6 protein-coding genes are annotated in these 14002 nt (G+C 65.1%); 1 reads left to right on the forward strand and 5 read right to left on the reverse strand.

Annotation, left to right across the window (positions count from 1 at the left end):
- Positions 1-184: 184 nt before the first annotated feature.
- Genes ACLML9_RS23155 through ACLML9_RS23170 form a run of 4 tightly spaced genes read right to left on the reverse strand, consistent with a single transcriptional unit; the run spans position 185 to position 9259 of the window.
- Entirely contained in the window at positions 185-3121 is a 2937-nt protein-coding gene (locus ACLML9_RS23155) for a pPIWI_RE module domain-containing protein (RefSeq protein WP_411947499.1), read from the reverse strand.
- A gap of 28 nt (positions 3122-3149) precedes the next feature.
- Complete coding sequence (locus tag ACLML9_RS23160) at positions 3150-6767, reverse strand: hypothetical protein (protein WP_411947500.1); 3618 nt, start codon at positions 6765-6767, stop codon at positions 3150-3152.
- Positions 6760-7884, reverse strand: a complete 1125-nt coding sequence (locus ACLML9_RS23165; RefSeq protein WP_411947501.1) for a hypothetical protein — start codon at positions 7882-7884, stop codon at positions 6760-6762. Before ACLML9_RS23165 ends, ACLML9_RS23160 begins: the two co-directional genes overlap by 8 nt.
- Positions 7874-9259, reverse strand: a complete 1386-nt coding sequence (locus tag ACLML9_RS23170) for a PD-(D/E)XK nuclease family protein (RefSeq protein WP_411947502.1) — start codon at positions 9257-9259, stop codon at positions 7874-7876. Before ACLML9_RS23170 ends, ACLML9_RS23165 begins: the two co-directional genes overlap by 11 nt.
- 556 nt (positions 9260-9815) lie before the next feature.
- Between ACLML9_RS23170 and ACLML9_RS23175 the strand changes: the two genes are divergently transcribed.
- Positions 9816-11294: a serine/threonine-protein kinase gene (locus ACLML9_RS23175; RefSeq protein ID WP_411947503.1), complete on the forward strand. Its 1479-nt coding sequence runs from the start codon at positions 9816-9818 to the stop codon at positions 11292-11294.
- On the opposite strand, the gene ACLML9_RS23180 is transcribed toward ACLML9_RS23175, so the two are convergent.
- The gene (locus tag ACLML9_RS23180; protein WP_411947504.1) at positions 11288-13279 is read right to left on the reverse strand and encodes an N-6 DNA methylase; all 1992 of its coding nucleotides are present in this window, start codon (positions 13277-13279) and stop codon (positions 11288-11290) included. The two genes, ACLML9_RS23175 and ACLML9_RS23180, sit on opposite strands and share 7 nt — an antisense overlap.
- Between the last annotated feature and the right edge of the window lie 723 nt (positions 13280-14002).

Here is a 14002-nt window from a genome sequence, read left to right on the forward strand (position 1 = left end):
GACCATGCAGAGTCTATGGCGTCCTTGACCGTCCGGAACCCGGCCCTTGGGCCTGCGTTGGATCGCCCTGTTCGACAGCCCGTCTCGTGCGTCATTGCGAATCGCTGCGACAGCTCCGCCGGTGATACCGCCATCGACGACCCCTCGTGCGAGTGGCATCCGCCCAGACCGGATGACCTCGGCGTCAGAGCGGTACCAACGCCTCATCTTCCTCGTCGAACAGCAGGAGCTGACCGGGTGCGGGTTCGCGGACGGAGTCCGGTGCATCGGATGGTTCAGGTGGGTCATCGTCGGACTCGGTCGGCAGCACATATTCCTGGGCGAGTTTGGCCAAGTGCAGGGGCAGCGGGAGTGCGAGTGCATCCAGGTAGTCGGGTGCCTGCCGCAGCTGGTGCATCGCAAGGGCGAACGCTTCTGGATCATCGTCCGGGTGACAACCTGCGACGGTGATTTCGACGAGGGTCGGATTCCAGGCTGGCGTTTCGACGTCGTTGATCACGTTGCCTTTTGCTGTGCCACGGGACACCACGCGAGGTGCGAGCCGGTCCGCGACAACCGCGGAGCTCTTGAACGTAGCGGCCTTTTCTGTCGTGCTGTAGAAGACGCGGTTCTGCGGGGTGGTGTCGCCGTCCGGAATCCAGAGGCCCGAAGGGAGTCCGTTGGGGGTCTTCGTCTCTCCGTCACCCCACCACTGCGCAGTCTCTTTGCCTTCCCCGCCCCGGATGCGGACCAGTCGGATGTTGTGCTGGATCGAGGCTTCCGGTGCGGTTCCAGTTCGGATCAGGTCGCGTTGGATGGTGCTGTCACGTAGCCAGGGCCAGAGCTGGCGGCAGTTCTGGGCGTGCGCGATCAGGACGGTTGGTGCCCCGTAGAGGCCGAAGGTGATCCGCTGGACGAACTCACCGGTGAGGCGCTGTTGTTTGCGCATCCTTTGATGCCACGCGCGGGAGGTGACTCGAGTCGATGTCGCGCGGTCTGCTGGCTCGGTATCGCTGGTGACCATGGCTTGCTCGACAAGACCGAGCAGGAAGTGGGGATAAGGCCGCCAGGAATACGTCGTGTCGTCCCATCCCTCCACTGTCGCATGCCCGGGCACACCGGGAACCGGGGTGACCAGGACTGCAACTGGCAGGTAGAGGGGCAGCCTGGTCGGCCCGTCTTTCCGGCGCTTCACCATCCACAGGGCGGCATAACGTAACCCTGCGGGCAATCCGGATCCGAGGGTGTGTTCGGGAAGTACCCGCACCCCGAGCTGGCGCAGCCCATCCAGCCATGCTGACTGGACTCGATGCTCGACGTTGCTGTCGTTGCGAATTCCCGGTGCCGCGGAGGGAGTGTTGACGAATTGTGTGAGGACACCGGCGTCGGCACAGCCGAGTCTCAGTGCGAATTTCGGGTCGGTGTCAGTGGGCTTGAAGCGCGCTCGGGGGTCGATCTCGACAAGGGCGAGGGTAGGTCGGGCTCGCTCGGCTCCGTCGAGCTGGAGGAACTGGGCGACGTCGTGGCGACGGCGGGAGATCGCGGCTCCCAGTGTCGCGCCATGTGGTCGTTTCGCGCGATCGATCGGCAACGCGTCTGCGAGTCCACCTGCCAGGGGTATGCATCGCAAATGCACTGTCAGCTCGGGTGTGTGCCATTCGAGCACTGCGGGGGATCCTGCCGAGGCGTTGGCGAACTGGTCCCCGTCGGGCATGGCGGAGGCAAGGTCGAGCCCGAGGACTTCGGACAGCTGAACGATCGCGGCATCACGGACTGTGGGCGATTGCCACAGCAGCCGGCAATCGAGAACGGGGATGGAAAGATCGGCTTCGTCGATAGTCGACGCCCGGGTCGCTGCTGCGACTGCCGTCCGCCGGGTGACGGCAGCGAGCTGCTGCGCCGTGACCTTAGCCGGACCGGTCGCCGTGGATCGGGGATTGGCGGGCTTGTTGGTACCGGCGGAACTGCGGCACAGCGAAGGCATCCGGGCGAGACCGGGCGGCAGAGCTCGGTCGATCCACTCCATGATCCGCGAGCGTTGATCCGACATCAGTCCTGGTCCGACCCGGTGTTCGCCCATGTGATTACTGTGTACGACGGCGGCGCGGAGTCCGGGTTCGTCGGGTGCGAGCCAGTCCTCGGGCGACGCGAGGAGTTCGGTTGGCTCGGGGAACGTCTGTCGGAGGGTCAGCCCACGCAGAAGGCCTGTCGGACCGTTTTCCACCCAGCCGATCTGTCCGATCTGCCGGTCGTACGCGAGTTGTGCCACCGCGAAGCGATCGCTCACGGGAGCGCCTGGCAGCCAGGGGATCGGCGGCCGCAGATACACCGACGTGGCTCGGCCATGCGGCAAGTAGATCTTTCCCGTGCTTCTGCCGGGATGTGTCGCCCAGCGGCGCACACCGGTGTGAACGTGGATTCGTGGGCGTGGGTCGAACGGGGTGGTGTGCAACGTGATGGTGATGACGATGGAGAACCACCAACGTTTGCCCTTCACCCCTCGGGGGATCGGCTGGGACATCAGCTCGGCGCCACGCTGACGCGGCCCACGCGCCACGGCGTGGAAAGTTAGTGTGCCGCCGTCGAATTCGAAAGGATCTAGCTTGGTGATGCGTCGGGCGAGGGCATCGGGTGTGAGCTGGAATAGGCGTACGGCCGGGTCTGCGGTGCCACCCGCAGTCACGGGGCAATCCAGCAGGCTCACGACAGTGTGGTCCCATTCGATCGCCGTGGTGTCCAGTTCGGCCTGTGCCTGCGCGCGTACGGCACGGAACTGTGGATCGGTGGCGGCGTCCGTCGGGCCGATATCGCGGAGCCAGGTGCCGAGCAGGCGATTCAGTGTGTTCCCCGGCAGCGGATCGCTGAAGGGCTCGGGTATGTACAGCCAGGCGTCGGGATCATCCTGGCGGCGCGGCCGGACCACAAGGTCGGGCGCGAGGCATTGCAACACCGTGTCCAATCGACGGGTGGGGACGGTGGCCAGCGGCTCCAGTTCGGGCGCGCGGCCATAGTTGCGCACGCTGAGTACGCTGCCTTGCGCTTGGTCTGGGAAGGGGAGCGTCCGGTACTGAACGGTCCAGGGTTCGGCGTCGGGTACCGGGACATAGGCGGCTCGGTGGATAGATCTGTAGGTGAAACCCATGGTGGTCTCCGGGTCAGCGTCGTGGCGGTTAGGTGACGAGGGGCATGTTCTTCAGGGCGTTGTAGAGCGGGGAATATAGCGTCTGTACCAGCGCGGGCTCGGCGGCGTCTCGGTACGCACCTGAATCGGCTGACTTGTCGAAGTACGGTTCCAGGATGTCTCGTAGCCGAACGAGGAGACCGGGATCAGGTTTACGGCTGCGGGTCTGGGGTTGTGGGCCCGGTGCGCCTGCCCACGCGGTGGCTGGCGCGAATGCCGCATCGACGAACACCACGCGTGCGGGCACACCACCGCGGACGAGACGCCCGATGACCTGCCAGATGCTGACCAGTTGGTCCCAGGCGAACGATTCCTGTTCGACCGGATTCAAGCGGGAGTAGACGTATCGGCGGGTGAGGAGGCGATGCCATTCGCGGCGGGCGATGTGCCGGAATGTTCGCCCGGCAGCGCCGAGATCGTCTGCCCGAGTGGCGAGTTCGGTGAAGGTGCCGTGATCACTGTGTGCGATGAGGTCTCGTGTGAATCGGGATACCCAGTCGTTGAGGGCGAAGATGGCCAGGGACAGATCGTCCGGGCGGGGGTGCGGCCGGACCAGGAAGAACACCGTCCCGAACGCGGCAACTCGCTCGCCGTCGGGGCCACGCGGCGGACTGAGGATGTTGTGTCCGCGCTCGATGGCCATCAGCGGGGCGATAAGGATTTCGGCTGACTCGTCGTCGGTGAAGGATGCGAGGTCGCCGCGCCGGACGGTCGATGGTCCCCGGTGGTCCGGGATGTCGGCGCCGTTGTCGAGTTCCGCGTCGTCGCGGGTGAGCACGCGGACGTGCCCGCGCCACCGGGGAAATTGATCGAGGACGTCGAACGCGATCGAGGCGTCGGCGTAGCTGCCGACGAGCAGCAGCGCCCGGCGTCGGCGGTCGTCGGAGACCTGGGCGAGTTCTTCCTGTATCGGGCTGACGTCGCCGTTCGCGGGTGACCGGCCGAGCTGGGTGACGAGCTGCCGCAGCACATCGGTGCGAACACTGTGGTCCTGACCGGAGAGAGTGATCGGCCGGTTGTCCTTGTCGTAGATGAACCGAGTGCGGAAGGTGGTGGCCTCGACTGCTTTTACTGCCTTGTCGTGCGGCTTGAGAATCGCAGCAACGGGTGCCAGCACGTGGGCTCGAGTGGATGTGCCCGCCCAGCTGGTCGCCGACATGAGCAGCACATGGGGGCCGTGACGGCCGATCGCGGGGTCGGCGCCGAGGTCGGGGAGCGCGTGGAGCAGCTCCCGACCGACACCGGCGCACCGGAAAAAGCGGAGGGTGCCGGTGCAGAGCCCTGCCGGACGATAGGTCAGATCAGGATCGTCGGGCAGGTATTGGAAGCCCAGCACGTTACCCATGGGGGCTTCGGGGACGAGTGGGGCATAGTCCAGCGGTGGCCGTCGGGCGAGTTCGTTGTCGGTGTTGTCCAGATTGAGCGCGGACTCGACGTCGGGCCATAGGGAGGTGATCCGGCTGAGTCGATGGTGGAGTACGGCAAGCTGGAGGGTGAACTCGAGTCGTCGGACGGTCCGCTGATACCAGGGTTCGCTGCCGCGCAGACCGCGCGAGTCCGGGCTCTTGTCTTGGGAGGGCTGGAGTCCTGGTGCTCCGCGGACCAGCTGTTCGAGAAGTGTGCGCACCCTGTCGCGCGTGTGCGATTCGTCCTGGGTGTGGAGCAGGTTGTGTGTCGTACGAATGAGGAGTTCGGTGGTGGGATGGTGTGAACCACTGTCGCCGAGCGGATCGTCACGGAACTCGTCCATCCAGGCGGTGACTTCCGAACGTCGTTGCGCCCAGGGAGTTATTGGGATGGGAGGGCCTTCGCCAGGCTGGGCCGTCGGTTCGTCCTCGATGTCGAAGAGGTCCTCCTCGCGCTCGATCAAGTCGTCGGGGGAGTGCGTGCGGCTGGGGAACCATTCCTCGATGAGCTTCTCCTGGAGGGTCCAGGCGCTGAAATAGTCGATCTCCACCCAGGAACGAAGTTCGTGGTCGGCGATCAGCAGGGCGTAGAGGCGGTTGGTGGTGGCGCTGACGACCTCCAGTGCCGCTGTCCACCGCTCGACGTCGCGTTCGGTGAGTTGCACGCGGCCCGAGCGCGCCAGTTCGGTGATCTTGTGGGTACCCAGGCGGTCGAGCCAGGATTCGGGTCCCCGGGTGACCAGGGTCGAGGACGGTGCGAAGGTGTCGTCGAGGTGCATCTGAACTCGGTCGGCCTCGTCGATGATCACGATGTCGCTGCGGATGCAGGCGAGTTCCAGATGGCGCATCCGTTCTGCGTTGAGATGGTGCGGAACTGCGCTCTGGATCAGGCTCGCTGGGTTGGCCACCCAGATGTCGGCGTCGACCAGGTCGTGGGCAGCTCGGTGTCGTGGACAGCGACTCCACAGCGGGCATCCGTGTGATGCGCCCAGACGCTCATCGCTGTCGCGCGGTGCGGTGCGCTCGGCGCGGTAGCCGCTCAGGCGGTTCTCTGCATCCGGGGGCTGGGAGGGAGCGGCGGGATACAGCGCAGTACAGGGCGCGTCCGCGTAGCGGAGCGGTTCGCCAGCTTCCAGTCCGCGTTGGGCATCGAGCGGACACGCGGTGCTCAGGTAATCGAAGCCAGGATCTTCGTGCAGAAGCAGCGGTTGTCCGGTGCGCGAGCTGATGCGCCGGTGCAGACGCTGGGCATGACGTTCTCTGGTGGTGGTTCCAAGCACCGGGGCGGCTGAGAGTTTCAACGCGGCAAAGACTTCGGTCAGCGCGAGCTGTTCGGCTACGTCGCCGACCACCAGGGTGATGCGTAGGTCGTGGTGTGCCGCCCAGACGGCGATGACCGTCATGAGCGTGCTTTTGCCCGCACCGACCATACCGACCATGTGAGTCAACCGGTCGAGCTGCAGTTCGTCCGCCTGTCCGAACCTCGTGCCGTCGGCACTTCTGGTCGCGAGTTCCAGATCTGTGAAACGGCCTTTCCAGTTCCCAGGTTTCGTGCCGGAGCGTGCTTCTTGCTCGTCCATCCACTCAGCTGCTTCCCCTAGCTCACTGAGCGGAATCGTCAGAGGATCGCGACTCCGCGTCTGCGTGAGGTCGTGGCTGGCGGCGGGTGGAAAGAGCAGGTCCTCGGGAATGGCTACCGAGGAGCGGAATCTGCGACCGATAACGAATCGCGCCGCACCTGCCGGTGCGAGTGGCAGAGGTTTGCTCGTAAAAGACGGAAGCGTTTCGAGTGCCTGATCGTAGATAGCGAACCGGTCCTCGACCACGAATGGGTCGATGCGGTGGGCAGCACGGTCGTTGGCATGTAGCCGGTAACCGCGCAACCTGTCAGGCAGAGCACGGTAGACATCCAGGCTCTGCTGCCACACGCGATTTCGCCGCATAGTCCACAGCCGGTGGCGAGCGTTGGTGACCAGTTGCCGATCAGCCTCGCTGACGACAAGACCCGCGGAGGTTCCGAACGGGTATCCACCGAGCAGGGCCCACGCACTGGACGCTGGCGCATCGGGGTCGAGCCGCTCCAGCAACCGCAGGCCAAGCTCCACCTGGCACAGTAGGGCAGGACGAACGTCGCCGAACTCGTCGGCGTAAGGATCCAGCGCCTTCGTGATGTCGCGGTACCAACTGGTTCGGTCACGCATCAGTTGCTCCTTTCGGTCGTGACGCCCCATCACGCAGCCGTGCCCGTGCTGCGGCGACAAGGGCGCGGTCGGTGACCAGAGTGAGGTTTCGCGCGGCGGAGGGACGGTTGCGGGCGAAGATATCGAGGTACTCGCGGCGCATTTCGACCCTGAATTGCGGTACTACCCAGAACGCTTCGTCATAGGGCGGTTCGGGTGGTACCGGTCGTGCGGCTCGTCCCAGCAGCCCGGGGTGTGCCCAGTCCTTGACATCGACCGCCCAGACGTGGCCATCGGGGAAGGTGATCCGGAGGTCGTAGGCGTCGTAGCCGGGCCACATCTCGATTCGCAGACCACCACGAGCTGCTGTGAGTCGCTGCTCCAGCTCGATCTCGGCGAGTCCTGGGCCGGTGACGAAGTGCCGGAGCGGTCGCACTAGGTGCAACAGAGGTCCGGTATCCTCGGTGCTCAACAGTCGGCCCACGATTGCCGGCCCGCGGCTGCGGCACTGATCGCGTTCGCACCACCAGCCGCAGTCGGTCGTCGGTGTCAGCAGGATTCGGCATCGGCAGCAGGTGGCGAACTTTCCTCGGTGGGAGTAGCCAGGAGGCACCGAGGTGTAGGCCAACGTCAGCAGGTCACGAACAGGATCGAGGAAGTGGTCCGTGGCCAGCTCGTGTTCCAGATCCGTGGTCAGCACCGGCGTGGTGACGAGTAGCCGCCGAAAGGCGGTGTAGCACTCCGGCGATGAGGCATCGTGACAGCGTTTCATCGCCGTGCGGATGATAGACCGATCGAATGTCGCGGCCGCGCTGTCGCGCCCCTCGATCCACCATTCGTGACACAGCTGGGTTGGTTCGCCTGAGTCCGGGTCGATCAGGCGATCGTCCGGGCCGAATACATCCTCCGGAAGATCGAGGGGCCAGTCCTCCAGCGGGCGAGTCCGGCACCATCGCAGCAGATCGGGCAGTCCTGAGGGCGGCTCGGCACCGATTCTCAGGCAGCTGAGCACGGTGCCGTTGAGCGCACGTACCGCCTCGTCGTCGTACGGTACCGACAGTGCGGCCGGTCCGGTCGCGTCGGCGAGCCGGATCACAGCGGTCGCGATCGTGTGGACAAGTCCGAGATCAGTTTTCATCGCCGTCCTTCGCGATTGATTCGGCTTGGGGTGGTTTGGTGTCGCCTGGTGCGGCAGAACACCAGCGGCGAACTTCGCAGCCGTCGCAATGCCGTCCTGGACGGGGCGTGAAAGTTCGGTCTGCCAGCAGTGGTCCAGCCAGGTCTTCGATGACCGAGCGAGCTTCGGCGAGGACGGTGGGTCGGCTCGGGTCGATGGTTTCGAGAGTGCACCGATCCGGGGTGAGGTGTTCCAGCTCCACCCGAGAGCGTCTCGGGGCGCCGGGCAGGGCTCCGGCGGCAAGCAGGAGGGTGGCCATGGCGAGCTGCGGATACGTACGCAGCAACGGTTCCCGGTCCCACAGAGGAGAGGTCGATGTCTTGGTTTCACGCCACACCCACCCGCCACCGTCGGTGTAGAGCAGATCCGGGGTCGCGATGACGATGACCTCGAGTGTTTCGTCGTATGCGACAACCTGGCGCTGAACCTGGATGTCCCCGAACGATTCTCCGCGACCGACGGGGCACAGTACCCGGTGCTGAGCCAGCATCGCGGCACCGTCCAAGGCGGGCTGCCCGGTCAGGTGATGCCCTTCAGCGGACCAGGCTGCCGGGTTGTCGGGAAGCCCCGCCGATCGGCAGCCGCCCGGCATCGGCGACCGATGGTGTTCGTTCAGCCAGCCGTCCACGGCGCGACCGCGGCGAGCGGCTGCGGATTCTTCGTACGCGCTGCGAAGTTTGAGCTGCCGTAGTAGGTGGTACCTGGCCGGGCATTCGGTGTGAACCCGTAAATCCCAGACCGACAGCGTCCGGCGGGGGGCGTGAATCGCCGGATCGTCGGCGTTCCAGAGCCTGGGAGTGCGTCGTAGGGCATCACAGCGGTTGATGACGCGGCAATTGACGCAGTCTGCCCCGGGAACAGGCGCGCCTGCGCCGCTGACCGCCTGCGCGAAGATTTCCGCAGTGTGGTTGCGGTAGTCGTCGCGGACCGTGTCGGACGTGCCTGCGAAGAGTTCTTCCACCTCACCGTTCAGGCTGCCGAATCCTACGATTCGCACTATGTCGGGCCTGCGTGACTGGGTGCTGAGTTCGCGGTAGGTATTGGGCCATTTGGGCTTCGTACATTCGGCGCCCTGGGCGACCACCGCGGCGGCGGCGGCAACTTCGGCTACCGGTCGGTCGGCGCGCACTGAACCGATGGACGGGATCCACAATTCCCGGACCAGACCATCGGGTGAGGAATAGCGCCGCCCCCAAGCAGTCCGTTCGATTCTCTGGATTCCCCGGTAGTCCGGCTCGCGGTCGAGATCCCCGTAGCAAGCGACCCACTCGGGGGCGACCGGCACCAGCTCGCCGCCGTGGCCCGCCTCGGCGCCATGCCGTTCGTGGCGCGCCACCAGATATCGGGTCAGTGCCTCCTCGGTCCAGACGAGCAGACCGTGATGGGCAGGTGGACCGCCCTCATCGAATCGACCTGCGGTAAGCCATAATTCGGAGAGTGTCGTGGCGACCGAGTGCGGCCCGTGCTCGAGGTGATCCAGTGCGCGCATCAAGGGGGCGAAGGCGAAGTCGATCACGGGTGGTTCGGCACGGCGCGGCCGGGTGCTGGCGCGGATCTGCGGCCGGGCATGTACTGAGATCTTGACTGGACAGGACTGTGATAGCTCCCGGGTCAACACGCTGCTGACTCGGACGAGTCCAGCCTTTCCTGTCGTACCGGGTGGTCGAATCCATCTGCTCACAGGGTCTCCCGTGCTGGGCGAGGGCCGGGTGCGGTAGTCGCGCGGCGTGCATACCCACCATCCCATGGATCTGTGAACTCCGTCAACCAAAAGATGTCTGCTAGTCTGCTTCACGTCGGCGGAAGTGTGCCGCCTGGAAGGCGAGGAGTCCGGTGCCGAAAGTTTCTGTGGTGGCTCAGTTCTCGATGCTGCGCTGCGGACGGGTGGAGCGGTGATCGATCGCGAGATCAGGCCAGGTGTCCTCGTAGGGTTCCGCTTCCGGCTCGAGCAGCCAGTCGGCAAGGGCGGTGTCGCGGAAGTCTGGCGCGCACGCGACGAGAGCACCGAGCTCTTGGTGGCGGTGAAGTTCCTGCGGCCTACCGAAGAAATTCTCGACGCGGTGGATACGCAGTGGCACGCCGATACGGTCGACGTCGTGTACGCGCGGTTCGCGCGTGAGGCCAGATTGTTGGGCGAACTGCAGCATCCGGCGATACCGAGATTCGTGAACGAAGGAAAGCATCATGGCACGCGATATCTGGTGATGGAGTACATCGACGGAATCCCGCTCGACGACTATCTTGAGCGGTGGCGCCCGCTGCCGGAGGACTACGCCATCGCTATCGCGGTAGCCATCGCAAGTGCCCTCGATGCCGCTCATCGCAAGCCCGTCGTCCATCGTGATCTCAAGCCGCAGAACGTCATCATCAGACAAGACGGCCAGCCCTTCGTGATCGACTTCGGTATCGCCCTCCCACTCACGACCGGCACGACGCGCTACACCATGCAGGGCGGATCGCTGGGTACCAAGGGCTATCAAGCGCCGGAACAGATCCGGGACGATCCGGTCGAACCCCGCACCGACAGTTATGCGCTCGGCTGCATCATCTTCGAAATGATCACCGGCCGGACACCGTTTCTGGGCGATGGCTTGACGGGACAACATCTCGAGAATCAGCCCCCGTCCATGACGGAGTACGTACCGCACGTGACCCTGGCGGTCGACGAGCTTGTGCTGCGCATGTTGGCGAAGCAGCCTGGCGGTCGACCATGTATGGCCGAGATCTGTGACGCGCTGACTCCGCTCCTTCCTGCGCCGGGTTCGGGTCCGATACCCGCGCCACGGCCCCACCCGGACCCCACCCAGAAGCGCCGTTCGCCGAATGAAGGCTCGATGGCTCCTTTCGGTTCGGGTCAGCGGCGGCGGCCGGGCCCCTCGTGGCTCAAGAAGAGTGAGGTGCGCGCGTTGTGCGACGAGGCGGAGCAGGAGCTGGCAGACGGACAGCCTGGTGAAGCGCTCGAATCCCTGGCGCGGTCTGCCGACACGATCCGGAAGGAATGGGGGCCTCGGCGTCCTGAAGCCCGCCGGGCGAGGTTCCTGGCCGCTGAAGGACTCCGTGTTCGGGGTGAGTGCGGTGACGCCGAACAGCTTTACCGTGAGATCGCCGCCGACTTGGCTGGCGGATCGAGCCCTGAGGAGCGGAAGGCCGCGGCGATCGCCCTGATACGCGCAGCCGAATGCGGTCTGGCATTCGGCCGCAGCGGTCAGGCGCTGAGAACACTCGCCGAACAGGACGCGACGATCGCGGGTCTGCCCGATCCGATCGCCGCCGCGGTGCGCGAGGTGTGGTCCGAACTGGTTACCTACCTGCGAGAGCTCAAGTATGTGGAACAGGTTGCGGAAGTTCTTGGCGAACTGGGGCATCAATGATCGAGAAGTCCCGCAGCCATCTTGTCGCTCAGGTCGTCGACTAGTCGGGAGCCGATGTCGGCGATTGCGCGCAGGTGCCGCTCAAAGGCGGCGATACGTCGGCAGATTGCGCCGTACTGTCGTTGTTGATCGGCGGGGAGCTGTAACACCCGCAGCTTCCGCACATCGATGCGCGCCGAGCTCGACGTATGTGTGCCTGCCTGCCTGCCGTTCGATGGTGCGCGAAGGCATCCTGCGAGGAACCACGGGTCGAGACGCTCTGGGTCGGCGCGCAGAATGTGCAGCTGGGGGCCCAACACAGTGGGTTCTCCTTCCTCGACCCACGCTCGGAACGCCCTGGTCGCGCCAGCTATCACTACATCGTTCGGTTCAGTCGTGACGAGTTGAGCCGCTTGGGCCGTCCGCATGGTCATCCATCGGCGCGTGCCGTCGCCTATCAAATCGGAGATCATCAGTACCGGATAGTCGGCCGAACCCCGCGTGCCGATCCGGATCGCGTCGAGGTCGAGCGCTTGCCCGGTGTGCAGGTCGACCACGCCCGCACGGATCAGCTCACCGACGGTGGTTGTCCCGACTGTCGCGGAGTCGTGCCATTGCAGCTCCGAGAGCTGGCGGCGTGCTTCCTCGAGGCTCGACAAGGTATCGGCGACGGACGACCAGGACGCGGAGATCGATTGGGACGCATCCCTTCCCGTTGATGTCGGGATGTATCGGGCGGGTGTGAGCACCGCGTCGCCCGATATGATGTCCGTCGCGGTGACGGCTCGGTGGACGAGGCCATCGACGGCGGGCCGAAGCAACCGAGCCGAGGATGAGACGATCTCGAGGACTGCGCTGGTCAGCGTTTCCCACTCTGTCGGATTGGTCGGGCGCGCGGCGGCAGTCGCGTCGATGAGGTGAACCTGCGAGGTGCCCGGATGGGCGCCATCCGGGCTCCGAAGAACCCACAGGTGTAACCCGACGCTGTGTGGCGGCGCCAAGCCCGCGGGCAGAGCAACCACCGCGTGTAGTAGGCCCGCACTCACGAGTGCGCCTCGAATGTGGCGGCCGGACTTCCGGACTGCCGCTGCTGGTGGCATGACTATCACTGCGGTCCCTCCCGGCGCGAGCCGGGCAAGGACGTGCTGTACCCAGGCCAGCTCCGGCTCGCCGCGCGGTGGTAGCCCGAGGCGCCAACGTGGGTCGGTCACGACCGCTTCCTGGCCCCAGTTGCGGGTGGCGAACGGTGGATGGGCGAGCACCAGGTCAGCCTGGACATCGCGGTGCGGATCAGCCAGCAAACTGTTGCCGGTCGTGATCTCGACAACAGCATTTCCAGCGCTGAGTGGTTCGACTTCGGTGACCAGGCGTGCGGTCGCGACGGCCACGAGGACGGGATCGATGTCATTGCCGATCAGCTGCAGATTGGAACCGTTGAGAGACATGGCTGCTGCGGCAAGGAGGGTGCCTGACCCGCACGCGGGGTCGAAGACGACCGCGTCGCCTGGGGCGTTGTGTGTGCGGGCGGCGACCCCAGCTGCGGCCATCAAGGCGGCCAGTGGACGCGGCGTGGTGGTGACCTGCCGGATATGGGCGTCGAGCCAGCGCCCGAGTAGATACTCGAATGTCTCGTCCGGCGCGCCTGCTTTGTCGGCTGCGGTAATCGCCTGCTGCACAAGATGTTCGGCAGCGGGTCCCAGATCGAGAACTGGAGGGGACGCGAGGACAGCCCGAGTTGTGTTGCGCCGCAGCGCCATGGCGGCGACAACAAGCCCAGCCTGATTCCGGTCGCCCAGATTGTCGATGAGGGGCCACAGGCGTTCGACCTCGCCGATGTCTGCGAGCTTGCCTTCCTGGCGTAGCCACGCCTCCACCTCAGTCAGAGAGAAGTGCGGGCTGACGTCGGTGCCACCGATTGGTGCGGGAAACGATGCGTGCCGCCGCCGCCAGTTACTGACTGCTGCCCGACCGACACCGGCGAGCCGCGCGATCTCGGCCAGGGTCACCGGCACCGTTGTCGGTTGAGGCATTGCTTCCTCCCTGGCGGCTTCGAATCCACCGGTTAGGCCGAGAACAGACCATGTGTCGCCCTTGAAGACTCTGTAGTTCGTTGCTTCCGTTGACTTTGTTCACAGTACATGGCCCGTGGGTTGAGCTCGACCTACCTGTTGTCGAAGCCACAGGCGGGGGATAGTCATCTGTTCTCAAGCGTGACTCAGCCGGGGGACAGCGAGCGGGAGATTGCGGCGCCGACCCGCACGCTGATGTTTCTGCTGGCCTCCGGGGAACCTCGGCCGTGCCGGACTTCACGAGTGCACAGTCCAACTCGCATTCCTGGTCAGCGACGCAACGCTAGTCGTGGTGCCTGAAATGGCTCACACGGCTCGTCGATGAACCCGGCACCGCTCACCATCTAACCCCGAAGCCGGTCCCTTACCCGTGACGCTTCACCTGTAGGCCCAGTGACCGAGCAGGCCGATATCCTGTCCACCCGTGCCTAGGCGCGGGTGGACTCGTTCAACTTGGCTGCGACGGCGGCGTGAGGCAGGGGGTAACCAGGGCATGGTCGGCTTTTCGATGTCGCCGGATTTCACGGTGCGATACGACGCGTATTCATTTCCAACTTCTATCGTGTCTAGTGTCCTGCGTCGGGAATTAGTTTTCTAATTCTTGGGTTGTGAGCGGTGTGTCGGCGTGCTGGTTCGCCACGGGGTGGTCATGCTGGTGGT

The sequence above is a fragment of the Nocardia sp. NPDC002869 genome, assembly GCF_046764065.1.
In the GTDB taxonomy this organism is placed as follows: domain Bacteria; phylum Actinomycetota; class Actinomycetes; order Mycobacteriales; family Mycobacteriaceae; genus Nocardia; species Nocardia rhamnosiphila.

Coding starts and splice junctions, on each gene's coding strand:
- ACLML9_RS23155 (WP_411947499.1), bottom strand. CDS start 3,121: ATGGGTTTCACCTACAGATCTATCCACCGAGCCGCCTATGTCCCGGTA.
- ACLML9_RS23160 (WP_411947500.1), bottom strand. CDS start 6,767: ATGCGTGACCGAACCAGTTGGTACCGCGACATCACGAAGGCGCTGGAT.
- ACLML9_RS23165 (WP_411947501.1), bottom strand. CDS start 7,884: ATGAAAACTGATCTCGGACTTGTCCACACGATCGCGACCGCTGTGATC.